The sequence below is a fragment of the Nodularia spumigena CCY9414 genome (assembly GCF_000340565.2).
In the GTDB taxonomy this organism is placed as follows: domain Bacteria; phylum Cyanobacteriota; class Cyanobacteriia; order Cyanobacteriales; family Nostocaceae; genus Nodularia; species Nodularia spumigena.
Genome location: NZ_CP007203.1, coordinates 405,541 through 431,562 on the forward strand (window position 1 = coordinate 405,541; position 26,022 = coordinate 431,562).

Sequence of the window (26,022 nt, forward strand, 5' to 3'; positions counted from 1 at the left end):
AGACCACTCAGCACTCACTACTCATAACTTTTGCTATGCTGCCGGAACAACAACAGCGGATTTTAGGTTACTTCATAGAAGAAGCCAGAGACCATCTGAATACGATTGAGCAGGGGTTACTTAATCTCCAAAGTACCTTGAACGACCCGGAAATGGTTAACGAAGTTTTCCGGGCGGCTCATTCTATTAAGGGAAGTGCGGCTATGCTAGGGCTAAATAGCATTCAGCACACCTCCCACCGCCTGGAAGATTGTTTTAAAGTTCTTAAAGAACATCCGGTTGAGGTTGACCAAAAGTTAGAATCTTTATTTCTCGGTGTATGTGACACCCTGAAGGTGCTATTAGAACATTTGAGTGGGCCATTCGGTCTGTCCGAAGAGGCGGCTAATACTCTGATGTCAGAAACTGAGCCGGTCTTTGTATGGCTGTATGAGCATCTGGAATTGCTGGTACAACAAAACAGCAGTGGAGAAGTCAAGAAAAACACCACACAAGCAGAACAAAACTGGCAGGATAGTGTCACCACACTTACCGATCTGTTCTTGCGGGACGATATTCTCAATCTGGAAGCAGACACCGAAAGTACATCGACAGAATCACCCCTGTTTGTAGAATCTCCAGAAGCTGATTCGCTCTTACCACCGCCAGTAGGTGAATATGGGGATGAATTTGAAACTCAGGTGTTACCAGTACTGCGGGAAATGTTGCAACTGTTTAAAAAACAGACAACACCCGAATCTCGGAACAATCTTCAGCAATGTTGTCAGCAGTTAGTCAGACTTGGGCAAAGGTGGAATTTGCATCATTGGTGTAGATTATGTCAAGCAGCTGCAAATGCGATCGCTAATCCGGAAAATACCTATCTCACCCTCGCCAAAATTGTCATTACCGACATCAAACAAGCCCAAGAATTAGTTCTCCAAGGCAGAGAAACCGAGATTGTAAGTAGTCAGCGATTAGCAGCGCTCTTAAACTTGCCAGAACCTGAGTCGTCAGAGCCTGAAGATTTGTTTGCTCACCAGCCAGCATCTGTGGTAGAACCGACAGCCAATGAAGAACTGTCTTCGACCACAAATAATTTTGCCAGTGAGCCTAATATATTACAGCCAACAGACAGCATAACTAGCCTAACTGAACTATCCGATCAACTTCAGCCGATTCAGGATACTTCAGCCGCAACAGAAAACACTGTCCCGGAAACTGCTAGTAATCAGATGTTATTCTTGAATTATCAAGAAGGCACAGATATTAGCAAGATTGGCCAACATGGCCCATTAGTAGGATTATCTGAGTTAAATACCCTAGCTGATTTATTTGAAGGTGATACTCCCGAACTAGATGAAACTTGGCAACAAGAGGAAAATTTAGAAATTAGCGCCGCTAATAAATTAGGAATAAATTTCAGTGACAGCAATATTGAAGATGTTGATAGCGATTTAGCTGATTTTCTATCATTGGATGAAGGTAAAAGCGATGATGATCTGGACAGCAGTCTAACTACAACAGAAGAGTTAAACCTGTTATTTGGCAACAATTTGGCGGAAGCAGAACAACTAAATCAGCAAAATAAATCGACATCTGTGGCACTTTACAGCGAATCACAGGAGTATTCTGGTAATACTAACCTAAATGAGTTAAGCGGTGATTTATTAGCATCAACACCAGATGAAAATAAACTACTGCCCACAAGCGAAATAACTCAAGCAGAACAAATATCCACTAACCAACAAAGCAGTGTTGACGACTTATTCGTAGAAACAAATAATGCAAATAATGCAGATACAGAAGAGATTTTACTGGATGACGATTTAGAAGCACAACCTACTATAGTCCAGCCAGAGTCTTTAACTTTAGATGCTTTATTTGATGATTTTGATAATATTGCAGATAGTCCACAACTGTCTCATGATGATTCAGAAATTAGTGATTTATTTGAGATAACACCTCCACTAGCAATAGAACTTACTCAAGTAGAAGACAATTTAAACGACTTTTGGAACCAGGAAAGCGCCACAGAACAAGACGAAGTTGTTTCTGTACTTGAGCAGGATGTCGCAAAAGCTTTAGAGGAGAGTTTGTTTGCTGCGGCGGCTTCTAGTGATATTTTTGGCAAAATTGCAGATTTTAGTCCCTCATCCTCAACCAGTATGGAACTGGAAGATGATGATCTGAATTTGCATGAGCCAGATTTGGAATTACCATCAGATACTGGTGAGTCAGATGATTTATTTGCTGACTTAGCCGCATCCCATTCCTTCTCTTCTAACGATGACGATGAGCAGGACTTGAGTCTTGAAGAAATTAGCGGCTTTGACCAAGAGCCAGTAGCAATTACAGAGTCCTTAACCAGTATGAAACTGGAAGATGATGATCTGAATTTGCATGAGCCAGATTTGGAATTACCATCAGATACTGGTGAGTCAGATGATTTATTTGCTGACTTAGCCGCATCCCATTCCTTCTCTTCTAACGATGACGATGAGCAGGACTTGACTCTTACAGAGTCCTTAACCAGTATGGAACTGGAAGATGATGATCTGAATTTGCATGAGCCAGATTTGGAATTACCATCAGATACTGGTGAGTCAGATGATTTATTTGCTGACTTAGCCGCATCCTATTCCTTCTCTTCTAACGATGACGATGAGCAGGACTTGACTCTTACAGAGTCCTTAACCAGTATGGAACTGGAAGATGATGATCTGAATTTGGATGAGCCAGATTTGGAACTACCATCAGATACTGGTGAGTCAGATGATTTATTTGCTGACTTAGCCGCATCCCATTCCTTCTCTTCTAACGATGACGATGAGCAGGACTTGACTCTTACAGAGTCCTTAACCAGTATGGAACTGGAAGATGATGATCTGAATTTGGATGAGCCAGATTTGGAATTACCATCAGATACTGGTGAGTCAGATGATTTATTTGCTGACTTAGCCGCATCCCATTCCTTGTCTTCCAGCGATGAAGATGAGCAGGACTTGAGTCTTGAAGAAATTAGTGGCTTTGACCAAGAGCCAGTAGCAATTACAGAGTCCTTAACCAGTATGAAACTGGAAGATGATGATCTGAATTTGGATGAGCCAGATTTGGAATTACCATCAGATACTGGTGAGTCAGATGATTTATTTGCTGACTTAGCCGCATCCTATTCCTTCTCTTCTAACGATGACGATGAGCAGGACTTGACTCTCGAAGAAATTAGCGGCTTTGCTCAAGAGCCAGAAGCGTTAGATTTAACACCAGAATTTACAAAAGAACCACTACAGATAGATGCTGTCGATTCTCCGCCAGTATTTGCTGATTTGGAAGTTGATTTGTTTGATAGTCTGGATGAGAATCCGCAAATTTTAGGGTCAGAAATATCCGAGACAGATAACTCAACCTATGTTCAATTGGATAATGCGGATGATTACAGTGCAGATGAGTCGAATCTAGAATTTGGTGAGGACATATTAGAGAAGATAGCAAATTTATCAGATGATCTGTTTAACACAGATCCAATAAGCGAAAATGCTAATGTTGTTTTGCCTGAAGAGGAGGTAACATCAGTAAGTTCAGCAGCAGAAGCTACTCTAGAAAATGATCCTACTGGTATCCAAGATGAATTTGCAGAGTTAGAAGCATTATTAGAAGAGGAAGCAGCAGAAAGTTCGGATGCTTCAATACCAGAAAAAGATTTTGCAGACCTGGAAGCTTTGCTAAATACAAGCGACGATGACCAAGAGGGAACGGTATTTAATGACAAACTATCCTACGCACCACAATTTGAACTAACTACTAACCAAGCTCCGCGCAATAGCATTGAATTATCAGATGCGGATGATGAATTTAGCGATTTGGAGAAACTCCTCGCAGAAGCAGATCAAAGTATCTCCCATTCATCACCGAACAAAACAAAACTACAGACGAGCAAAATCGCCCGTTCTTCAGACCGTCGTACTGCTAGATTTGAAGAAACAATGAAAGTGCCAGTTAAGCAACTGGACGATATGAGCAATTTAGTTGGGGAGTTGGTGGTAAACCGCAACACCTTAGAACAGGATCATGAACGGTTACGCCAATCTTTAGATAACTTGCTGATTCAGGTGCAACATCTGTCGGATGTGGGAGCAAGGATGCAAGAATTGTATGAGCGATCGCTTTTGGAAGCTTCTCTTCTGGCTAGTCGTAAAACCAAAGAACGGAAAGAAACGAAAGAAAAGAACTTGCACACTAATGATTCCCATTCAAACATGGGTTTTAGTGAGTTAGAAATGGATCGCTTCACTCCTTTCCACACCCTATCCCAAGAAATGATTGAATTTATTGTGCGGGTGCGTGAATCAGCCAGTGACATTGACTTTGTAACTGAAGAAACCGAAAGAGTAGCGCGACAGTTCCGCCAAGTGACAACCCAGCTACAAGAGGGACTCACACGAGCGCGAATGGTGCCTTTTTCCCAAACTATTGATCGCTTGCGGCGAGGAGTACGGGACAACGCCATTAAGTATGGTAAGCAAGTGGATTTGGTGATTGAAGGGGGAGATATCTTAATTGACAAGATGATTTTAGATCATCTCACCGACCCGTTGACTCATATGCTCAACAATGCGATCGCTCACGGTATCGAAACGCCAGAAATCAGGCAACAATCTGGTAAACAACCCGTAGGAGTTATTACGATTCGGGCCTTCTACCAAGGTCACCAAACAGTGATTTCCGTCGGTGATGACGGCGCAGGTATTGATCCAGAACGGGTCAAGACAAAAGCGGTTCAAATTGGCATGATGACAGCAACTCAAGCCAAATCCATTTCGCGCATGGAAGTCTATGACCTGCTATTTCAGCCTGGTTTTAGTATCAAAGACAAAGCAGATGAAATTTCCGGTCGTGGCGTAGGAATGGATGTAGTGCGTTCTGAAATTAGCGATATTCGCGGTATAGTCAACACAGATTCGGCTATTGGCAAAGGAACCACCTTTACTATTCGCTTACCAGTAACCTTAAGTATTTGCAAAGCTCTATTCTGTGTCTCTGATAAAGCGCGGATTGCCTTCCCAATGGACGGCGTGGAAGATACCCTAGATATACCCGTAAACAGTATTCAGCATCACGCCGATGGACAATCCTATATTTCTTGGCGCGATACATTACTACCCTTCCAACCGTTGAAAGAACTTTTAACCTTCAATCGTCAGCTGAGTCGCGGTAATGTTTATGGTGGCAACCGTGATGATGGTATGGTCTCAGTTGTGGTAGTGCGATCGGGAAATACCTTGATTGCTCTACAAATTGACCTGGTGCTGAGTGAGCAAGAAATTGTGATCAAGCAATTTGAAAGCCCCGTACCTAAACCCATTGGTGTTGCTGGTGCTACCGTCTTAGGTGATGGTCGCATTATGCCCATCGCTGATGTACTAGAGATTATTGAAATCTTCCAAGGACGGATTTCTAAACACAATGGTGATAAACTTTGGCAGCAACAAGAAGATATTCCCAACCTCCCAGAAACCACGGTAGAAAAAATTGATCCCACAGTGCTGATTGTCGATGACTCAATTACAGTTAGGGAGTTACTCTCGCTGACATTTAACAAAGCTGGTTATCGCGTTGAACAGGCACGAGATGGACAGGAAGCTTGGGACAAACTCCGTTCTGGTCTACCTTGCGATATCGTATTTTGCGACATCGAGATGCCCCGTTGCGACGGACTGGAATTGCTCTCCCGCATCCAAAAAGATTCCAGCCTCAACCACCTACCCATTGCCATGCTTACCTCACGAGGTGCAGACAAACACAGACAAATGGCAATTCAACTCGGTGCTAGTGGCTACTTTACCAAGCCCTACCTCGAAGAAGCTTTACTCGAAGCCGCAGTGCGGATGCTCAAAGGCGAAAAATTAGTAAATGCTTAAGGGAAGACCAGAACATAAATTATCCCATCTTGTGGGAGAGGGCAAGGACTGCCCGTCCTTGGTGATTAGCAGGCAAGATGCCTGCTCCACAAGGAAATTTGTCATATTTTTTTATTTGTCAGTCCCTTAGCGGTTGGAAATGGGACATGGGTAAATTTACACATTTTTAAACTTTAATTTTTCATTGCTTATGTCATACCCAATCAGCAACAAAAGTGATCAAGTTGATAACTACCACGGTACTTTAGTTGCAGACCCGTACCGTTGGTTAGAAGACCCAGACTCAGCAGAAACAAGAAACTGGATTTCGGCAGAAAATCAGATTACTTTTGCTTACTTAAACGAAATTCCTGCTAGGGAAAAAATTAAACAACGCCTGACTAAACTGTGGGATTATGAAAAATATGGCATCCCATTTAAAGAAGGTAATAACTACTTTTATTTCAAAAATAATGGACTGCAAAACCAAAGCGTCCTCTACACCCTCAAAACTCTTGACGCTGAACCTAAAGTTTTAATCGACCCTAACAAACTCTCTACAGATGGCACTATTGCCCTTTCAGGATTAGCCATTAGTGAAAATGGTAAACTTTTAGCTTATGGTCTATCTACCTCTGGTTCAGATTGGCAAGAATGGAAAGTCCGCGATGTGGAAACAGGTGAAGACCTAGAAGACCATTTGAAGTGGATTAAATTTTCTGGCGCATCTTGGACAAAGGATAATCAAGGTTTTTTCTACAGTCGTTATGATGAACCAAATGAAAAGACTAAATTAGAAGATGTCAATTATTATCAAAAGCTTTATTATCATCAACTGGGTACTCCCCAATCTGAAGATGTTTTAATTTACCATCGTGATGACCAGAAAGAATGGGGTTTTAGTGGTAATGTCACTGAAGATGGCAGTTATTTGATTATTTCTGTTTGGCTGGGAACTGATGCGAAAAATTTAGTTTTCTACAAAGATTTAACTAACCCTGATGCTGAAGTTGTAGAACTGATTAATCAGTTTGAAGCTGATTATAGTTTTATTGAACATGATGAGCATATATTTTATTTGCGTACTGATTTAAATGCTCCGCGAGGCAGATTAATTGCCATTGATACCAAAAATCCGGCTCAGGAAAATTGGCAAGAAATTATTCCTCAGTCTGTGGCGACTCTGGAAAGTGCCAACATTCTCAATAATCAATTTGTGGTTGATTTTCTCCAAGATGCACGTACCCAAATCAAAATTTTTGACCTGAATGGGGCGTTAGTGCGTGAGGTAGAATTACCAGGACTTGGTTCAGCAGGTGGTTTTGGTGGTAAGCGTGATGATACGGAAACTTTTTATAGTTTTACCAGTTTCACTACACCAGGTACTATTTATCGCTACAACATGGTAACGGGTAAAAGTGAACTTTTCCGGCAGTCACAGGTAGATTTTAATCCTGATGATTATGAGACAAAACAAATCTTTTACAGCAGTAAAGATGGTACTCAAGTGCCAATGTTTATTACTCATAAAAAAGGGATGCAATTAGATGGTAATAATCCCACTTACCTTTATGCTTACGGTGGTTTTAATGTCTCAATGACTCCCAGTTTTTCTGTGAGTACGTTGGTATGGATGGAAATGGGGGGTGTCTATGCTATGCCAAATATACGCGGTGGTGGGGAGTATGGCGAAGAATGGCATCAAGCCGGGATGAAGGAGAAAAAGCAGAATGTGTTTGATGATTTTATTGCTGCGGCTGAGTGGTTGATTGATAACAATTATACACGACATGCAAGATTAGCGATCGCAGGTGGTAGTAATGGCGGTTTACTGGTGGGTGCTTGTATGACTCAGCGTCCGGAGTTATTTGGTGCAGCTTTGCCGGCTGTCGGTGTGATGGATATGTTGCGATTCCATAAATTTACCATTGGCTGGGCTTGGGTTCCCGAATATGGTTCCCCAGATAAACCAGAGGAATTTCCCGCACTTTATAGTTATTCGCCACTGCATAACCTCAAACCAGGGACAGCTTACCCAGCAACTTTAATTACCACGGCTGACCATGATGATCGTGTTGTCCCTGCTCATAGTTTCAAATTTGCGGCAACTTTGCAAGCGAATCACGCTGGTGATGCGCCTGTGTTAATTAGAATTGAGACAAAGGCGGGACATGGGGCGGGTAAGCCTACGGCGAAGATTATTGAAGAAGCCGCAGATAAGTGGGCTTTTTTGGTGCAGACTTTGGAGGTAATTCGTAATTCGTAAAGCAAGAAAGATCCCCGACTTCTTGAAGAAGTCGGGGATCTGAGAGGGTGTTTGAAAAGTGGTTGGCTGTGATTTTAGGCACTCGCAGATCCCCCCTAGCCCCCCTTTTTAAGGGGGGAATTAGAATCAAAGTCCCCCTTCTTAAGGGGGATTTAGGGGGATCTAGAATGTTTTGTTACCGACAATAGGACTTTTCAAACATCCTCTGAGCCTCTCGTAATTATTGTGATAGGCGTTTTCCAAAATAAAGCCGATATAAATTACAAGGGCATTCAACTTCATTTCCTTTAAATTCAATTAAGCCTAGACTGCGTAATTTAAAACTTTGGGCAGAATCTAACTGAACAGGAATATCACTCTTAATAACTTTTTGCATTGCTCTTTTTAACGATTCATCTTGTTCCAGTAGGGAAAGATAGGGACGTAAAAAGCCTCTATATAATCCCTCGTCTGTGGGAGCAACTTTCAGGAATTGTTCTAAAGTTAAATTACCTGTGCCAATTTGATAAAGTGCAGTTCTTAATAAATAAGGATGTCCATCAATCATTCCCCTTAATTGCTCGATTTGTGAATCTGACCAATTTAATTTGTGTCGTTGGACTAATTCCTTTATTTGTGTAGCGTTGAATTCTCCTATTTCCACAGATAAACCCACATTAAAGGGGGATTGATTGACATTTAAAGAAATATATGCTTCTTGAGAATGAGCAATTACTAAACGTAATTTTTGCCATATTTCTTCGTTTTTACCGTTTTCGTGCCAAGCTCGGAGGAGAGCGAAAAATGCTTGGGCAATTTCGGTATATGGGAAAATTTGATCAATATCATCTAAGCCTAATACTAGAGGAGCATCAATATTTTTTAATAAGTATTTTTTTAAATAATTAGTGCAGTTAATTTGACTGCTTAATCGGGGTTTCCAATATTTATCTATTTGTTCTTCTAGCCCTAATTCTTCACTGACAACTGCACAAAATCCCTGCAAAAAATTATTGAGGTCGGTAAGATTTTCTTTACTCCATAAATTAAGCGAAACTGTGTGATAACCTTTTTGTTTACTATGGTCGAGAATGCGACTGATTAAGGAAGTTTTGCCCATCTTCTGCGGGGCTTTGATGCGAATTAATGCCCCCGGTTGGAGGATGGATTCATAACATTTAATTTCATCTTCTGGACGCTCGATATAAAAATGGGAGTTAAGAGGAACTTGACCATCAGGATTTTCATACATTATTGATGAGTGATTCTCTTTTACTATTGTTGGTGGTTGTTCAAGAATGGTTGGATTAGTTAGCAATTTTTGCTTAATAAACTGACTAACTCCCATGTAAACTAAATTATTTGTTGATTTTGGCTTGGTGATAGAAATATGGTCGTCATCTGTAGGGGTAGGTTGGACATCTTTGATGGCTGGGTTAGCACTATCTGGGTCTACAACTAAAAAGCCTTTGGTGGGTCTTGTTTCAAAATAAACTTTTGTTGCAATACCTAAAGCATCAACATTTTGACGATACCACTCATTTAGTTGACGCAGTTGTGGAAGATGTGCTTTCAGTTCATCAACGCTAACAGTAGTTCGTGCCACAATACTAATTTTCTCGACTAAGTTAGCGAGATGGGAACCAGTGTGAGGAGTGGCGAGAAATACAATGCCTTTTGTCTGTTCAAGAACTGCTGTTTTTTGAAATGTCTGAGCATTACGCAGCATTTCTTTGATTAATAAACCACCCATACTATGAACGATAAAAACTATTGGGTAGTTGCCAATATTATTAACTTCTAAATATGCCTGTAAATTACTAGCACGGTCAAAAAGTGGCATTGTTGAACCCTTCCACTCAAAGGCTTCAGCTTTATAGCCAAATGACCAAATACCTAAATCTGGTCGTTCTTGTGCTAGCCATGTTAACCAGAAATTATCATCGTCTTGTCGTTCTTCTGGATGCCAAGTTCCTCGTGCGTTACCACCTAACCCATGAATAAAAATAATATCCCCGCACCGCTTCGGGTTGTCACATCCCGATATTTTGATTAAACCAGTCATCTCTGAAGGTTCAGGTTTTGGGGTTTTAGGAAAAATGTTAAAAGGCATAGATAGTATTGGGATAATTACAGGACAACCAGTTCTTTTTATGCCACGACTACAGCGCGACTTAAAACTAGGATACAGCTATCACGTAACTATTCGGTGCAATAACCGCGAATTTAAGTTAATTTTGAACTGTACATCACATTTTTGGGAAACCCTTTTTCACAGCACAGGCGTAGGTTGGGTTGTTCGCGTCAGCGTTGCGGAGCAAGGAACGAAACCCAACATCGAAAATACTGGGTGGGTTTTGTTGGGTTTCACTACGTACCCTACAGGAAGCAAGCTACAACCTAACCCAATACTTTGGGGATAAAGCAGACCTAACCCCCCTAGCCCCCCTTCCCTACAAGGGAATGGGGGAAACTATCTCCCCTCTCCTTGCAGGAGAGGGGTTGGGGGAGAGGTTAACCGAGAAGTATTGCAACCCAACCTATTAGTTTTGACTGAATGTGCTGCTAAATATCGAGGTTTTTGTAAGAAGTACAAACCGAAGGCGAAAACAGAAAAACGCTATTTTTGGGGTAGTCAATTTCTGCCGAAAGTAATCAAAGGCAAAGGTAAAAAAGTATCACCTGGACAGATGCGATTACCTTGGGATAATTGGGAGGCAAGTAATCCAGAAGTTGTTGATGTGGCTGAGAAATTTATTTTTGCTAATTGTTACAATTCGCAAGTTGCAGGGACGATTTTTAGAAATAACAGTCAATGATTTGAGATGAAGGTAGGAGCAGTGTCTCTATTTATGACTAAAAAGTTCTTTTTTGCAGATATTTGCTGATTTTTGGTAATATTTAAGACTTTAAATTAGCTGTTTTTTTCTCTCTCTATTTGGTTCTGTGAAGCGCCTTGCAGAATCGAGAGCTTGTGCCAGGTATGGAATCGACGAAAACCTTATTCTTCCGTTCAAATTATCCCGTAAATAAATCTTTACAATATTCTTTAAGCCTTATCTGTTACACTTTACAAGTCTCTGCAAGAAGAGAGAAGTACCACCCACCAATGCTCTTCCGAGTCGCCCCTCCACCCCGGAAGTTCTCCCCTCATGGATTTTTCCCCTTCTTCATCTCTGAGGTTCTTGGGTAATTCTGAATATCTTCTCCACTGACCCTTCACTTGCCATCCCAATCTATTAGCAAAATCATTATACCCTTTCTCGTTCCAGTTTACAAATTCTCCCTTTTCCCAATCAAAATCGAGAGAATTGCCACTAGCCAAATATATTTCTTTCTGCACACTGTAGCCAAAATGCCCCTTGGAGTTATTTACCCAAAGTGTATCCAGTTTTTTCAAATCACCACAATTAAAGTTTCTGACATTAGTTAATTCTAAAAAACGTTCGCTTTCTCTTCCGGCTGAATAGAGAATGAACTGCCAATTTTTTTCATCTGCTTCCCTCCATCGATGTTGCTGCATTAAATAATCTAATTCATTCAATAAATGCTCCTTTAAAGATTGAGCATAAACTGCATTAGATTCGTCTAATTCTTTAAGTTGACGATAAAGCAAAGCCACAATATCCGCATTGCCATTGTAGAGAATATTTAGGTCTAAAGTAAATAAATCAACATTAGATTTAAACTGAGATTTTAGACTATTCAGATGTTCTTCAGCTTTCTTATAATCTGCTAAAGCCTTAGCTTTATCTGATCCTTCCTCTAATTTACCTTTAACATAGTATATATAAACTAAAGTAGCTAAATTGGTTGAATTTTTTATATCAATTTCACTTTCTAGTCTTGATAATTCTTTTATACTGGGAGTAAAAATCTCAGATTTTATTAAATTCTCTGTTTTGTTTTCCTCATTTCTTTCCTCAACTAAGTATTGAGACCCTAAAACCAGCGCACTATCTAACAAAGCCTCTTTTAGTTGGGGATTCTTAATTTTATCTTGCAAAACCAACCCGGCAATATTTAAAGACTGATTCGCTTCGTTTGTTTTACCTTTTTGTTGCAGTTGAGAAGCTACTTCTGATAATTTTTTAATTTTAGTAATAGATTGGTTGAGTTCCTTGATATTTCTGTTAGCAGTTTCAAGCTTTTTAAATGCAGCTATTCCTAATAACCCGGTAAGCCCTAAAGTAACAAATAGAACCACTACCCCAAAACGCATTCTTTTTCTAGCAGTTACCAATTGCTTTTCAGCTTCCTGTTTAGCTTCAGCTTCAATTTTTCTAGCCCTTTCTGCCCCTTCCTTTTCTTTCCTTTCTCTTTCTAATTCTGCCTGTCTTTCTGTTTCTGCTAGTTCCTCTTCTCTCTGTCGTTTATGACTAGCTGCTAAAAAATCTTTATCTTGATAACCTAAACTTTTATCCTTCGCCCAACTTTCCGCTTCTACTAAAGCATTTCCTCTCAATAACCGAGATTCGTCCTTTTTCTCAGATAATATCCACTGACGATAATTATCGGCATAAGGACGTAAATTCGCTAAAGTTTTCTCAATCCATAAGTTGTCAAAAATGGTTTGATAAATTTGATTATAAACCTTTAGTTTACTATCCTTGTTAACAACAATTCCTGCCAACTGTAAATCACTTTGTTCAATACTACTATCAATATCAATTCCGTCTGAGTGCCATACTTGCTGATATAAATCTAATAAGTATGCTGCTTTCTGTTCATCCCTTTTTAAAATTCTGTTTTGAATTGTTCTAAAATGCTCTGGTTCATCTTGATTTTCCCAATTTTCAATTACTTTATTTCTGACTAAATTCTCTACAAAAGCAGCTTCTTCACCTGGGGTAATTACAGTTTCAGATTGACGGACAAATGCACAAATTTTCTGAGTTAAAAATGGCTGTCCTCCCGTCCAATCTAAAATTGCTTTTAATACAGCTTCAGGGTTGCTAGTTTGTCCAGAAAATCCGCCTATTAACGGTAAAGCTTCTGCAAATTCAAATCCGGTTAATTCAATTCCTGTGCCAATATTAAAAGGAGTGCGCTTTTTATCTCGAATTAAATCGGAAGGGGTAGCTACTCCCAAAAGCACAAAAGTAATGCGTTGATATTCTGGATTATCAACTCTTTGATTAAAAAAAGCTCGAATTAAAGCAAAAAAATCATCAACCGGAAATGTTAAACTTTGAACACTATCAATTTCATCTATAAAAATAACAATCTGTGTAGAATTTAATTTTAGTAATTTGTCAATAAATTTTCCAAAAATCTGCACATCGGAAAGACGAGAATTTTCTGACCATAACTCATCTAAATCAAACTGCTCACCTAAATTTAAATTTTCAGAATCAGCAATAGTATCAATAATCCCCGCATACCATTGTTCAGATGTAATCTCTGATGTTCCAATTGCAGTTAAATCAATAGCTACACAAGCAACTTTTTCACCTTGTAACCGTTGCATTGTGCGGACACGCAAACTGGATTTGCCCATTTGTCGAGAGTTGAGGACAAAACAAAATTCTCCAGCTTTCACAGCCTGATACAAATCCTCATCCGCTTGGCGTGTCACGTAGCTAGGTGCGTTAGCAGGAAGACTACCACCAAATTGATATTGATAATTCTGGGTATCAGGTGAATTCATAGTGTTCTTTTATAAATCTGGAAATATAAAATTATTTGTAGGTTGGCTGGAAGTTGGTGAAATTCACACTAAACCAGGATTTTTGATGTTGGATTATTCTGTAGGTTCTTCAACCCAATCTACGTTTAATTATAAGTGTTTAAATGGACATGATATGACTTGCAGAATGAGGGCGGGCAAGATGCCGACCCCACAAGACTTTTGATAAGTCTCCCCTCTCCTTGATAAGGCTACAGTGTACACACAAGTCTTATCAAGTTGCATAACAGCGTTTTGATCCCCCCTAGCCCCCCTTGAGAAGGGGGGAACTAGAATCAAAGTCCCTCTTGATAAGGGGGATTTAGGGGGATCGGATCACTTGTGTCTCCCCTCTCCTTGATAAGGAGAGGGGTTGGGGGTGAGGTTATGTATTTTTTAACGTTGCGGTTGGGTCAAAGCTTCAAAACCAGAGACTATATCGAGGAGTTCGGCGGTAATGGAACTTTGGCGTTGGCGGCGATAGTCAGCGTTGAAGTCTGATAAACGTTCTTCGATATTCTTTTCCGCAGCTTGCATTGAGGAAAGGCGACTGGCGTTTTCACTAGCTAAAGATTCGGCAAGAGCCAGGTATAAAGATATAAATAAATACTGGCGAATTAATGCGGAAAATAATTGATTTTCATCCATTGTGAAGGTTGGTAATACTGGGGTAGACCAAGCCTTTTTTTCTAAATTCTTTAACCAATTGGGGTCAACTGGTAAAAGGCGTAAATTTGTAGGGCGATAGGATGCACCAGAAAGGGATTTGTTGTAAAACAACACAATCTGCTCGACTTGTTGCTGTGTTTGCCATTGTTCGATTTTTAGTAATATTTCCTGCACCATTGCAGTGATTTCGGTGACGGAATTGGGAACAGAAAATTGCTCTGTGATGGTTTTTCCTGATGCTTCTAAGGGCAAAATTAACCGCGCCCCAACTGCGACAATTTTAATATGTTTTGGCTGTAAATCGTTCAGTTGCTCTACTGCAAAATTTGCTATTTGTTCATTAAATTGACCGCATAAGCCTTGGTCTGAGCCAAATATAATCACACCGAAAGAATTATATGATTTACTGGTATTTGCAGATGCTAAAATACCCCGTTGTTCAGAAAAATATCGCTGTCTGAGGACAATTTGTAACCCCATTTCAATGGTGCGGTTATAGTCGGCTAAGGATTCAACTGCTGTTTGATATTGTCTAATACTGACAGCAGCCAGCGCTTTCATTGTTTTGACTACAGACTGCAAATCTTGAACACTGCCAATTTTTGCTCTTAATAACTCAATGGTGGGCATTTTCTGATTCCTCCTGGGGTTTCAAGAATGCTGTTGCCTCTTGGGCTACACTTAACAAAGCATTCCTATCTTGATCACTCAGCTTTTCTCCTGCTTGAATACGCTGGCTAACTTCAGATAATTGTTCTGTAACTTGTTGACGTACAGCCCTAGCCGCTTCCTGAATTTTATCTAGGGGGATGTCGTCAAAAATACCTTCTGTCACAGCTAACAACACAGCTATCTGTTCTGCTACGGGTAAGGGTTGATATTGAGGCTGCTTTAATATTTCTCGCACACGTCGCCCCCTTTCTAAGGTTTGGCGGGTTTCCTCATCTAGCTGAGTACCAAAACGAGCGAAAACTTCTACTTCCTGAAATTGCGAGTAAGAAAGCCGTAAATCTCCCGCGACAGCGCTATAAGCTGGTAATTGGGTTTTTCCTCCCACCCTGGAAACTGATTTACCTACATCTACCGCAGGTAACACACCTTTTTGAAACAAGTCAGGAGATAAATAAATCTGTCCATCGGTGATGGAAATTAAATTAGTGGGAATATACGCAGAAAGATTTTGGGCTTGGGTTTCCACAATGGGTAATGCTGTGAGTGAACCACCGCCAAGTTCTGCACGTAGGTGGGTAGCACGTTCTAATAATCGGGAATGAATGTAAAAAATGTCACCAGGATATGCTTCCCTCCCAGGAGGGCGACGCAGTAACAGGGAAAGTTCCCGATAAGCCCAAGCGTGATGAGTTAAATCATCGTAGACAATTAAGACATCACGCCCTTTTTCCATGAAATATTCTGCAATGGTTGTAGCTGCATAGGGGGTGATATATTGTAATCCTGGTGGATCTTCCCCAGATGCTACTACGACAATGGTGTAGTCCATTGCGTTATGTTGGCGCAAGTCAGCGATTACTTTGGCGACGGATGAGGCGCGTTTACCAATGGCGCAGTAAATACAAATGACATTTTGCTGCTTTTGATTAATTATAGTATCAGTGGCGATCGCTGTTTTGCCTATTTGGCGATCGCCTACAATTAATTCTCGTTGTCCCCTACCAATGGGAACCAAAGCATCGACAACTTTTATACCTGTCTGCAACGGTATTGTTACGGGGGCGCGATCCATGATTGCGGCGGCTTGTCGTTCTACTGGACGGCGTTCTGTTACCTGAATTGCTCCTTGATTATCTAAAGCTTGACCAGTTACATTTAGCACTCGTCCTAAAAGTCCTTCGCCTACGGGTACATCTAAAACTCTCCCGGTGCGTTGTACTTCTTGTCCAGCTGCTAAATGTTGGCTGTTACCTAATAAGATTACACCAATTTCATTTGCATCTAAGTTAAAGGCAATTCCTAATATATCGCCGGAAAAACGCAGAAGTTCATCGGCTTTGACGTTGGGTAAACCTGAAATGTTGGCAATTCCTTGAGTTAGGGATTTAATTATGCCAATTTCACGAGTTTGGATTTGGGGTTGATAGTTATTTAATACTTGTTCAAAGGTTGTAAAGGTGTTATTTAGGAGTGTTTGTAGGGGATTTTTATTCATGAGTTTGTTTCGCGCAGAGGCGCAGAGGCGCGGAGAGAAGAGAGGAGAATTAAGGTTTATTTGTGGTTTGTTTGATGATTGTGGAAAATTGTTCTGATAATGTTTGCAGGTAGTCGTCGAATGTCCAGGAAATTTGATAGTTGGATATTTGTAATTTTATGCCGCAGATTAGGTCAGGGGAGGTTGTAAATTTAATATTTTTACTGTTAATTATTTGCTGTGACTGCAAAATTTTAATAATTTCTTGACGCTGGGTTTGGGGTATATCAAAGCTGCTATAAATGATAATTTCTGTTGCTGATTTCTGTGTGATTTCTTGGCGTTGTGTCTCATCTAATGTTTGGAGACGATTTAGAAACACTTTTATTGTTTGTTGTTCTAAGTTAGCGTCTGCTAAATCCTGTAAAGTGCGGCGAGTAATTGCATAAGTTTGTTCTTGTACTCGTTGGCGTAAAGTTGCTAAAAATTCATCTTGTTCTCGTTGAATTGCTTCGCGCCATCCTGTCTGCATTGACTCAACTTCTTGGCGGGCTTGGTTGATTAGTTGTTTACGTTCCTCTTCGGCTTGGGTTTTAGCTTCATTTATGAAAGTTGCGCGTTGCTGGTCTAATTCTTGTTGCTTTTGACGATATAATTCTGCTTCTTGTGCTGCTTCCTCTTGTTTTACTTGCGCCTCCTCCCAACGATTTGTAATTCTGCGCTGGCGTTCTTGCATAGTTTTAGTTATGGGTTTATACAAAAAACGCCACAACAGAAAAACCAGAATTAGAAAGTTAATAATTTGAGCGATGACTGTAAACCAATCAATCAGCATAGATAATCTTTCCCTTAATTATGAGCTAGTAAAATAGTCCCAAAAAGGATTAGCAAAAATCAAAATCATTGATACCACAAAACAATAAATAGCCGTAGATTCAATAATTGCCAAACCCACAAATAAAGTGCGAGTAATAGTATTAGCTTGGTCTGGTTGTTGCGCCATTGCACCCAAAGCCCTCGCCACCGCCCAACCTTCCGCAATTGCTGGGCCAATAGAACCTATTGCAATCGTCAAGCCAGCCATAATAATCGAAACCATACCAATCAAACCAAGATTATCTATATTCATCTGTCTTCATAATTACTACCGAAATTAGTGTATAAAATTCAAAACTCAACTCTTACTCTCTCTCTGCGCCTCTGCGCCTCTGCGTGAAACCCCTAATTATTTACCTCTGTCCGCCGATAAACGCGAGTAGCAGAAGCAATATACACCATTGCCAAAATTGCAAAAATATATGCTTGAATAATCCCAATTAAAAGCCCCAATAAACGAATCAAAATCGGAAAAAACAGAGGAACAAGAGATAACAAAATAGCCACTAGCATAGTCCCACTCATAATATTGCCAAACAAACGAACTGCTAAAGCCAAAGTCCGGGAAAATTCACTAATAATATTGAAAGGCAACATTAAAGGTGTAGGCTGAATGTAATTCCTTAAATAACCTAATAAACCTCGATTCAAAATGCCGAATAATGGCACTGCAACAAAGACACACAAAGCTAATCCGGCTGTAGTGGAAAGGGAACCTGTGGGTGGTTGATAACCAGGCACAATTGTTAACATATTGGCGACAACTATAAACAGAAACAAAGTCCCGATAAAAGGTAAATATTGACTGGGTTCCTGTTGACTAACTTCCCGAATTTGCTGATTAATGGCATCTACAATGATTTCTAAGATGTTTTGCCAACGTGAAATTTGCGGTTTTACTTTTAGGTTACGTGTTATCAGCCAAGAAACCAGAACTAAGAGAAACATGACCAGCCAAGTAAATACAATAGTGGCATTCAGCTTAATAAATCCCCACTGCCAAAAAATTATATGATCAGGACTAATTTCCATCGTTATATTCCTGTCTTGGTTGCCAGTAGTTTATTAAAATACTCCGTGCTAATACAAATCCAAAAAGACTAATTAGCATTCGTTTCCAGTTTCCATCCATAATCAAATATAAGCCGAGTATTGTGATACTGGTACGACCAACGAAGCTACCCACAATTAACCGAAATGGCCATTGAGTTGTTGGTATTTGTCGCACTGTTATCCACAGGTTTACGAAGTAGAAGATTCCCAATGTAAATCCTAATGGCAAGGCAATTAACAAATATATAATGTTGTTCATGATTACTCTCTATAGGGATCAATATTTGGAAATTTTAACCACAGAGGACACAGAGTACACTGAGGAATGAGAGTGGGAGAGGTTTTTGTGTAATACCAATTCTTTATAAACTCGCATTTAATAACTATCATTCTCCCCTCTCCTTAGTAAGGAGAGGGGTTGGGGGTGAGGTTCTGTATTCTATTCATTTCGACTTTCCTGTTGTACCCAAAACCAAGCATTAAGACAGCCCAGAACAATGCCAATAAATAGCATCATTAATGTCCAGGAGTATTGGCTAGGCCATCTTGTGTCAATCCAAATGCCTATAGCAATACCAATTAAGGTCGGAATGGTTATAGACCAGCCAACAAGACCAATTACACCTAAGTTAAACCAAATACTTTGGTCTTTTCGCCTTCGTGCTTGCAGTTTACGGGCTGATTTGGTTCTGATCTGCTTTTGAAAGTCTGTCTCTGATTGTTGGCTTTTTTTTGGTGATGAATTATGTGGGGGCTTCACTACTTGCACCTCCCATTTCTACAAGACCTCGAATAAAACCGATTTCTAATTTAGCGGCGGCGGAACGAGCCATTTTTTCTCTTTCATTTAAGGTTTTAAATTGTGTTTCTACTGTTTGCTGTAATGTTTCTAAGTTATTACCCCGGATAGCATTTCTAGTTGAGACGAGAACCTCTGCACCACATTTAACTAAAATTCCTTGATCAACAGCGAGAAATACTTCTTCTCCTTGTTGTGAATCAAATGATAAAATTCCGGGGACGAGTGCAGTTACAAAATCTATATGATGTGGTAATATACAAAAAGCACCATTTTCAGCTTCGGCATTGATTTTATTAGCTGTTTCTTCTAACAAAATTTGTGTAGGTAATAAAACTCTTAATTTCATACTAAATTTTATTAATTACGAACTACGAATTACGAACTACGAATTATTTCATCAACTGTGCCAATCATATAAAGCGATCGCTCTGGATAATCGGAGAATTCATCGTTGAGAATGCGATCGCATCCTGTAAGTGCATCTGCTAAACTCACCAGTTTCCCTGGTTTTCCGGTAAATTGTTCTGTAGTAAAGAAGGGTTGGGTTAAAAATCGCTCTAGTCTTCTAGCACGGGTAACTGTTTGGCGATCGCTAGCGGAAAGTTCTTCTATGCCCAAAATGGCGATAATATCTTTAAGGTCTTCATAGTTGGCTAAGGTTTGTCTGACTGCTTGGGCTATTTGGTAGTGATGCTTTCCCACAATTGGCGGTGTCAGCATTTTAGAGTTGGACTTTAACGGATCAATGGCTGGATAAAATCCCTCACTTGCACGTTTACGAGACAAGACAATTGATGCTGATAAATGACCAAAAGTGTGAACTGCGGCTGGATCGGTGAAATCATCGGCGGGAACATATACAGCTTGTACGGAGGTAATCGCGCCAGTTGCGGTATTAGCGATGCGTTCTTCTAATTCAGCCAGTTCTGTTTCTAGAGTGGGTTGATAACCAACACGGGAAGGAAGTCGCCCCATTAACCCGGAAACTTCTTGTCCAGCTTGGATAAACCGAAAGATATTGTCAATCAGCAACAACACATCTTGCTTGACATCATCACGGAAATATTCCGCCATTGTTAAAGCTGCTTGTCCTACACGAAACCTCGCCCCAGGTGGTTCATTCATTTGACCAAAAATCATGATCGTGTTTTCTAACACCCCCGCTTCTTGCATATCACGATATAGTTCTTCCGCTTCCCGGCTACGTTCACCAATTCCACAAAATAGACTAATTCCCTGGTACTCACTCACTATGTTGTGAATCATCTCCGTAATTAGTACAGTTTTACCCACACCCGCACCACCAAATAAACCTGCTTTACCACCCCGTTCTAAAGGTGCGAGAATATCAATAGCTTTAATCCCAGTTTCCAGAATTTCTGAACTTGTAGACTGCTGAATTAGGGGTACTGGTGGCTGATGAAGCGATCGCCATTCTCCCCCAGATATTTCTACTTTACGATCAATCGTCTCCCCAAACACATTAAACATTCTCCCTAGCAGTCGTTTCCCCACCGGAACTTGCAAGGGATGTCCTGTATTAATTACCACAGACCCCCGCGCCAAACCTGATGTTGGTGTCAAAGCAATTCCGCGCACCGTTTCCGCATCGAGATGAGTCATTACCTCCATCACCACACACTGATTTTCCCCAGCCACCAACCGACTATAAACATCAGGAAGCTGTTGAGAAAATCGCACATCAATCACACTACCGCGAACAGAAACAACCTTACCCCGATTAAGTTGACACAAATCTAGAGTTTGTTGCATCAATTAAATCCCCAAAATTCAGTTATCAGTTATCAGTTATCAGTTATCAGTTATCAGGTGTATGGTGGGGGACTTAGATCCAGTAATTCAACTGATAACTACTTGCTATTAATTCCATCTTTCTTCCCTTGGCGATCTTCTCCCAAGGGGAGACGCTACGCGAAGGCGACTAAAGCCCTGGGGGCATACGCTGCGCGAAGGCGGTTCGTCATCAAAAATCCCAACCCTCACATCACCCACCCTATATAACTAAATCAGTTACAGTATTTAGAACATCCTTCAACAGAAAGATTAAATTTTCTCCTTAGCGCCCAACATCTGTAAAAGTTTATCGACATTATCAATCTCTCCCACAATGCGCCGAATCGGTTGCGGCCAAACCTTAACCAGAGTTGGAGTTGCCGAAACTTGGTCAATTTCCGCCTGTTCAGGATTCGTTAAAACATCAATCACCTTCATGGTGTAAGGATACCCCAGCGATCGCTCTAAAAGTTCGTGGAAATTCTGAAGGATGCGTTGGGTATTCATACTATGTCCAGCCACAAACAGGCGCAAAACATAGCACTCTGCTTGTAACTGTAACTTTTGCGTAGCTATGGCAGGTGGATAATACTTAGGTTTCGATTGTGAACAATCCAAATCCACAATTAAATCATGGTCTTCCCAAAGTTGGGGAAAAGTTGAGCGATATGTGGATAATACCATGCGATCGCACAAACCCTCTTGCCAAGGTGCGGTTTGCCAAACTAACTCCGTACCAAAAATGGCGTTAAGTACAGCCTGATGACGGATCACTGCTGGATACGCTTCCGCAAAAGTTCTGACTTGATGCGTCTGTGGATCTAACCAGTGGTCAATAGTTGCAGTATAACAAGGTACTAAAAAGTGTGGCGGTTCTGGTAAATCTAAGATTTCTTGCAAAGCCGCACACAAATGTAAATGCCATCGACCCTGCTTGTTAGGGTCGATGCAGTAAATTAAATCTCCTGCTGGTGTAAAAAGGGCAATACCTTTAAACAACTGGGGTTTAGATAGTTTATCTGTGGTCAAGTCAGTTATAGGGTTGAGGGAAAACAAAGTTTTACCCCCTATTTTACCTAAACTCGTCCTCGGAGAAACTGTGCCATTTCATTAGGAGTCGGCGACATTTCCAGAGCCGTTTCTTCTGTAATCCGACCTTCTTGGTAAAGATTCAGCAAAGATTGATTCATGGTAATCATACCGTCAAAACTGGCTTGCTTCATCAGCTCAGTAATTTCATCATACTTACCATCCTTGATCCATTCTTTGATTGCCTCAGTATTGATCAGGATATCGTGAAAAGCCGCCCGCTTACCATCAGTTGTGCGGCATAAACCTTGAGCAACCACTGACACTAAAGACTCAGAAATTGCCACCCGCATTGCCTCTTGTTCCTCACCTGCGTAAAGATTGAGAATCCGCTCAATAGTTTTCACCGCACTATTAGTGTGCAGAGTTCCCATGACCAAGTGACCTGTTTGAGCCGCTTTTAGGGCAGTATTCACCGTTTCCTTGTCGCGCATTTCCCCCACCAGAATCAAATCGGGATCTTCCCGCAAAGCTGCTTTTAAAGCGTTGTCAAATTTCCGGGTGTGCATTCCTACTTCCCGTTGTTTGACTAAAGATTTGCGGCTTTGGTGGACAAATTCAATCGGATCTTCAATGGTGATGATATGTTTAGCCATCTCTCTATTGATGTAGTCAATCATCGCCGCCATTGTCGTCGATTTACCAGAACCAGTTGGCCCCGTAACTAAAATCAACCCTTTATGGTAATGGCAAATATCCCGTAAAATTGTCGGTAATCTCAACTGTTCCATAGACAAGATTTTCAGAGGAATTAACCGCAGCACCATTGCATAGCCTTTGAGGGAGCCAAAAACATTAATCCGCACGCGGGCAAAGTCGTACTGAGTTGCACCATCAAATTCTAGATGCTCTTGAAAATGCTGAATTTCTGCATCTGTCAACACCTCCCGCAACCAACTGATAAATGTATCTTTATCTGTTTCGGGATAATCCGTTGTCTGAATTTCTCCTCGGTTGCGGAAACGGGGGATTTCACCTACTCCCAAATGAAGATCAGAATATTCTAAATCATAAGCTTGTCTAATTAGCTGCGCTAAACTCAGCGTCGGAGTTTGAGGGCTAGTTTTGGCAGTTACAGAAGAAGGAGGCACCAGTGGGGGACTACCCGGACGATTACGAGCCGGTTGAGTGGAACTCGTATTGGTTGACATATCCAACCTTTGTGTCGACTGGCGTTGCATCTGTGACGATGGCGGAGGTGGCGGAGGTGGCGGTACGTTTCGGGGAGCAGGAGGATTTGAATTATTGGATGGAACCTGTGATTCTGTCATATAACTTTAAAATGTGGAATTAATCAAGTGAAATCAGGGAAAAATCTCTTGTGACTGCTCTGAAGCCCATAGAAAGGCTACTGAGAATTTCAACGCAACAATCCGTTACATTATGTTTTTCCTACTTGTATATTTTTTATTCTCAATAAAATATGTTTTGCTTTTTCTCATACAGACTTGTTTAACATACTACATCTATCTAATTCCTACAGTATATATAACTATAATATAATGTCTTTTTAAATACTGGGCAGACTAAATAAGAATTTTTGGTGTCAAGCATACACACAAATAGATAGCAAAATCAACGGGGATCAATTTTTCAGCCTTTTATGAGAATTATGAGAATCCGGAGGACTTTTCATAAGAAATGTTAAGCAAAACTGAATTCAAAAGTTGGAAACCCACTGGCAGAGCAAACCTCTATTACTCTCTATTCCTCAAGATAGATGCCATAAACTAGGGCGTAAATTAAGTGTGAAGTTGACGTTACAATCATCATGTTCAAAAATCAACTGTAAACTTTAGTAAAGAAATGCTCATTTTATGAACAGCATTTTATATACTGAAGCTTCATTAAACAATTCAGTTAACTCGTTAACAACGATATATGACTGAAATAAAAACCTTGCTGTATATTTTTGGGAGGAAAAGTCATGGTTTCGGCTCAAAGCTCTAATCTAGGAAAGACCTACTCCTTGATGATGATCAAAAGTTTTTTGATTTGGACTTTCACATTGGCAGTATGCTTGCTGGTTGTCGGTTTTCCATTAGTCTTTTTGATGGCTACGGTCGGATGCTTGTTGTCAATTGTGTTGCAATCTGTAATGCCTGCTAGTGCAGTTTTGCTTGTATCAGGCGGTTTAATCATGTTGAATGTCTTAGCAGTAATGATTGCTGCTGGCGTGTTGACTTTTAAAGGTGTACACCCGAAGGAAGTCAAGTGGTTGAGCTGGTTACATGGAGAAGCTGAACAAATGCAGACTTCTGTATATGCCGCTTGTCCTTTAACTTGTGACATCGAGGTATAGTTTATCCTGCTCAATTCGACAAACAGAGCATCTGCCCGGTTAAGCCGGGTTTTTTGATATTTTGATTTTTGGGAACCAATCAGAATCCCGGTATCTTGAAGATAGCGGGATTTTAAAACTGGGAATTTTTATAATTAAATAGGATTGCTATAGTAGTAGACATATCCGACAAAGAATGTCAGGACAATCCCCTTCGGGAAGGTTATGAAAAAAGCATATTTAAATTCGGCCGATTTCTAGTGAGTCAGGGAGCATCTCATTTTTTGAGAAAACTCATGAAACCTCACCCCAACCCTCTCCTTACTTTCGCGTAGCGTCTCCCTTTGGGAGAAGGAGAGGGAGTAGGAGTGGGAATCTTATATACTTTTGTTTATATATCTTCTTAAAGAATGACTATTAAAAAGAAAGTTGGCATTATTTTGGGTACACGACCGGAAGCGATTAAACTGGCTCCAGTCATTCAAGTATTTCAACAGTCGCCAAAATTTGAGTTACAGGTAATTTTAACTGGACAGCATCGCGAGATGGTTGAGCAAGTGATGCAGTTATTTAATCTCAAGGCTGATGTTGATCTAGAAATTATGCAGCCTCAGCAAACTTTAAATGATATTACTTGCCTCAGCTTACAGGGTTTAGAAGCATTATTCCAGCAAAGTAAGCCGGATTTAGTCATCGTTCAGGGAGACACTACCACAGCTTTTGCGGCAGCTTTGGCAGCTTTTTATCAAAAAATCCCTGTTGGTCATGTAGAAGCGGGGTTAAGAACTGATGATTTATTTAATCCATATCCAGAAGAAGCGAATCGGCGGCTGATTTCTCAACTCACCCAGTTACATTTTGCGCCAACGCCTTGGGCGGCGGAAAACTTACAACGTTCTGGGGTTTTGGGAGAAATTCACATGACAGGTAACACTGTCATCGATGCACTGTTAAATGTAGCTGCTACCAAACCCGCCTGTAATGTGCCAGGTTTAAACTGGAACTCATATCGCACCTTGCTAGCCACAGTCCATCGGCGAGAAAATTGGGGAGAACCACTGCAAGCGATCGCTCAAGCATTTTTACGGATATTAGATAAGTTTACTGATACAGCTTTGCTGCTACCATTGCACCGTAACCCCACAGTCCGAGAACCATTACAAGCACTTTTAGGGAATCATCCCCGAATTTTCTTGACAGAACCGCTAGATTATGCAGAACTTGTGGGAGCCATTGAGCGATCGCATTTCTTATTAACTGATTCTGGTGGTTTGCAAGAAGAAGCCCCTAGCCTGGGAAAACCAGTATTGGTTCTCAGAGATACTACAGAAAGGCCAGAGGCTGTAACTGCCGGTACAGCAAAACTTGTGGGAACTACGACACAGAATATTGTTCAAGCTGCCGGTGAGTTGCTAAGTAACCCCAAAGCCTATGAAACAATGGCAAACGCCATAAATCCCTATGGAGATGGTCATGCAGCCGAACGCATCTTAGAAATTGTGCAAAATTATCTTTAAGTT

Annotated in this window: 19 protein-coding genes; 6 read left to right on the top strand and 13 right to left on the bottom strand. The window is 40.7% G+C overall.

All coding sequences use genetic code 11. From position 1 onward, the window contains the following. The first annotated feature begins 35 nt into the window (after positions 1 to 35). A complete protein-coding gene (locus NSP_RS01900; RefSeq protein ID WP_006194264.1) occupies positions 36 to 5,900 on the top strand; it encodes a response regulator in 5,865 nt (1,954 codons plus the stop codon). Between the two features lie 190 nt (positions 5,901 to 6,090). Further along, the gene (locus tag NSP_RS01905) at positions 6,091 to 8,145 is read left to right on the top strand and encodes a prolyl oligopeptidase family serine peptidase (RefSeq protein ID WP_006194263.1); all 2,055 of its coding nucleotides are present in this window, start codon (positions 6,091 to 6,093) and stop codon (positions 8,143 to 8,145) included. A 220-nt stretch (positions 8,146 to 8,365) separates the two neighbouring features. On the opposite strand, the gene NSP_RS24645 is transcribed toward NSP_RS01905, so the two are convergent. Beyond that, positions 8,366 to 10,237 carry an AAA-like domain-containing protein gene (locus tag NSP_RS24645; protein ID WP_017803756.1) on the bottom strand — a complete coding sequence of 624 codons (1,872 nt, stop codon included), beginning with the start codon at positions 10,235 to 10,237 and terminating at the stop codon, positions 8,366 to 8,368. 415 nt (positions 10,238 to 10,652) lie between these two features. Between NSP_RS24645 and NSP_RS01920 the strand changes: the two genes are divergently transcribed. Next, positions 10,653 to 10,943, top strand: a complete 291-nt coding sequence (locus NSP_RS01920; RefSeq protein WP_006196580.1) for a hypothetical protein — start codon at positions 10,653 to 10,655, stop codon at positions 10,941 to 10,943. A gap of 251 nt (positions 10,944 to 11,194) precedes the next feature. Here NSP_RS01920 and NSP_RS01925 read toward each other — a convergent pair whose 3' ends face one another. The 12 genes from NSP_RS01925 to NSP_RS01985 all read right to left on the bottom strand — a co-directional run bounded on the left by NSP_RS01925 (position 11,195) and on the right by NSP_RS01985 (position 23,372). After that, complete coding sequence (locus tag NSP_RS01925; RefSeq protein WP_006196579.1) at positions 11,195 to 13,774, bottom strand: AAA-like domain-containing protein; 2,580 nt, start codon at positions 13,772 to 13,774, stop codon at positions 11,195 to 11,197. 414 nt (positions 13,775 to 14,188) lie between these two features. Then, positions 14,189 to 15,091, bottom strand: a complete 903-nt coding sequence (locus tag NSP_RS01935) for a F0F1 ATP synthase subunit gamma (RefSeq protein WP_006196577.1) — start codon at positions 15,089 to 15,091, stop codon at positions 14,189 to 14,191. Continuing rightward, the gene (locus NSP_RS01940) at positions 15,078 to 16,628 is read right to left on the bottom strand and encodes an alternate F1F0 ATPase, F1 subunit alpha (RefSeq protein WP_006196576.1); all 1,551 of its coding nucleotides are present in this window, start codon (positions 16,626 to 16,628) and stop codon (positions 15,078 to 15,080) included. The genes NSP_RS01935 and NSP_RS01940 overlap by 14 nt, the downstream gene beginning before the upstream one ends. A 49-nt stretch (positions 16,629 to 16,677) precedes the next feature. Next, on the bottom strand, positions 16,678 to 17,442 hold the full coding sequence (locus NSP_RS01945) for a F0F1 ATP synthase subunit B family protein (RefSeq protein ID WP_006196575.1): 765 nt from the start codon (positions 17,440 to 17,442) through the stop codon (positions 16,678 to 16,680). Positions 17,443 to 17,460: 18 nt separating this feature from the next. Next, positions 17,461 to 17,736, bottom strand: a complete 276-nt coding sequence (locus tag NSP_RS01950) for a F0F1 ATP synthase subunit C (RefSeq protein ID WP_006196574.1) — start codon at positions 17,734 to 17,736, stop codon at positions 17,461 to 17,463. Positions 17,737 to 17,828: 92 nt separating this feature from the next. Next, complete coding sequence (locus NSP_RS01955) at positions 17,829 to 18,515, bottom strand: F0F1 ATP synthase subunit A (RefSeq protein WP_006196573.1); 687 nt, start codon at positions 18,513 to 18,515, stop codon at positions 17,829 to 17,831. Continuing rightward, positions 18,505 to 18,795, bottom strand: a complete 291-nt coding sequence (locus NSP_RS01960) for an ATP synthase subunit I (RefSeq protein WP_006196572.1) — start codon at positions 18,793 to 18,795, stop codon at positions 18,505 to 18,507. The genes NSP_RS01955 and NSP_RS01960 overlap by 11 nt, the downstream gene beginning before the upstream one ends. 180 nt (positions 18,796 to 18,975) lie before the next feature. Beyond that, the gene (locus NSP_RS01965) at positions 18,976 to 19,296 is read right to left on the bottom strand and encodes an AtpZ/AtpI family protein (protein WP_017803758.1); all 321 of its coding nucleotides are present in this window, start codon (positions 19,294 to 19,296) and stop codon (positions 18,976 to 18,978) included. Next, entirely contained in the window at positions 19,280 to 19,684 is a 405-nt protein-coding gene (locus tag NSP_RS01970) for a F0F1 ATP synthase subunit epsilon (protein WP_006196570.1), read from the bottom strand. Before NSP_RS01970 ends, NSP_RS01965 begins: the two co-directional genes overlap by 17 nt. Positions 19,685 to 19,713: 29 nt before the next feature. Then, entirely contained in the window at positions 19,714 to 21,111 is a 1,398-nt protein-coding gene (atpD, locus tag NSP_RS01975) for a F0F1 ATP synthase subunit beta (protein WP_006196569.1), read from the bottom strand. Between the two features lie 291 nt (positions 21,112 to 21,402). After that, positions 21,403 to 22,170, bottom strand: coding sequence for a circadian clock KaiB family protein (locus NSP_RS01980; RefSeq protein WP_042202243.1), 768 nt, complete (start codon positions 22,168 to 22,170; stop codon positions 21,403 to 21,405). 38 nt (positions 22,171 to 22,208) lie between these two features. Then, a complete protein-coding gene (locus NSP_RS01985) occupies positions 22,209 to 23,372 on the bottom strand; it encodes a type IV pilus twitching motility protein PilT (RefSeq protein WP_006196567.1) in 1,164 nt (387 codons plus the stop codon). A gap of 11 nt (positions 23,373 to 23,383) precedes the next feature. Here NSP_RS01985 and NSP_RS27145 point away from each other — a divergent pair, with 11 nt between their 5' ends. From NSP_RS27145 to wecB, 3 genes are all read left to right on the top strand, one after another. Then, on the top strand, positions 23,384 to 23,515 hold the full coding sequence (locus tag NSP_RS27145) for a hypothetical protein (RefSeq protein ID WP_269454108.1): 132 nt from the start codon (positions 23,384 to 23,386) through the stop codon (positions 23,513 to 23,515). 633 nt (positions 23,516 to 24,148) lie between these two features. Next, the gene (locus NSP_RS01990) at positions 24,149 to 24,523 is read left to right on the top strand and encodes a hypothetical protein (RefSeq protein ID WP_006196566.1); all 375 of its coding nucleotides are present in this window, start codon (positions 24,149 to 24,151) and stop codon (positions 24,521 to 24,523) included. Positions 24,524 to 24,912: 389 nt separating this feature from the next. Next, entirely contained in the window at positions 24,913 to 26,019 is a 1,107-nt protein-coding gene (wecB, locus tag NSP_RS01995) for a non-hydrolyzing UDP-N-acetylglucosamine 2-epimerase (protein ID WP_006196565.1), read from the top strand. Positions 26,020 to 26,022: the final 3 nt, after the last annotated feature.

Coding starts and splice junctions, on each gene's coding strand:
- NSP_RS01900 (WP_006194264.1), top strand. CDS start 36: ATGCTGCCGGAACAACAACAGCGGATTTTAGGTTACTTCATAGAAGAA.
- NSP_RS01905 (WP_006194263.1), top strand. CDS start 6,091: ATGTCATACCCAATCAGCAACAAAAGTGATCAAGTTGATAACTACCAC.
- NSP_RS24645 (WP_017803756.1), bottom strand. CDS start 10,237: ATGCCTTTTAACATTTTTCCTAAAACCCCAAAACCTGAACCTTCAGAG.
- NSP_RS01925 (WP_006196579.1), bottom strand. CDS start 13,774: ATGAATTCACCTGATACCCAGAATTATCAATATCAATTTGGTGGTAGT.
- NSP_RS01935 (WP_006196577.1), bottom strand. CDS start 15,091: ATGCCCACCATTGAGTTATTAAGAGCAAAAATTGGCAGTGTTCAAGAT.
- NSP_RS01940 (WP_006196576.1), bottom strand. CDS start 16,628: ATGAATAAAAATCCCCTACAAACACTCCTAAATAACACCTTTACAACC.
- NSP_RS01945 (WP_006196575.1), bottom strand. CDS start 17,442: ATGCTGATTGATTGGTTTACAGTCATCGCTCAAATTATTAACTTTCTA.
- NSP_RS01950 (WP_006196574.1), bottom strand. CDS start 17,736: ATGAATATAGATAATCTTGGTTTGATTGGTATGGTTTCGATTATTATG.
- NSP_RS01955 (WP_006196573.1), bottom strand. CDS start 18,515: ATGGAAATTAGTCCTGATCATATAATTTTTTGGCAGTGGGGATTTATT.
- NSP_RS01960 (WP_006196572.1), bottom strand. CDS start 18,795: ATGAACAACATTATATATTTGTTAATTGCCTTGCCATTAGGATTTACA.
- NSP_RS01970 (WP_006196570.1), bottom strand. CDS start 19,684: ATGAAATTAAGAGTTTTATTACCTACACAAATTTTGTTAGAAGAAACA.
- atpD (WP_006196569.1), bottom strand. CDS start 21,111: ATGCAACAAACTCTAGATTTGTGTCAACTTAATCGGGGTAAGGTTGTT.
- NSP_RS01985 (WP_006196567.1), bottom strand. CDS start 23,372: ATGTCAACCAATACGAGTTCCACTCAACCGGCTCGTAATCGTCCGGGT.
- NSP_RS01990 (WP_006196566.1), top strand. CDS start 24,149: ATGGTTTCGGCTCAAAGCTCTAATCTAGGAAAGACCTACTCCTTGATG.
- wecB (WP_006196565.1), top strand. CDS start 24,913: ATGACTATTAAAAAGAAAGTTGGCATTATTTTGGGTACACGACCGGAA.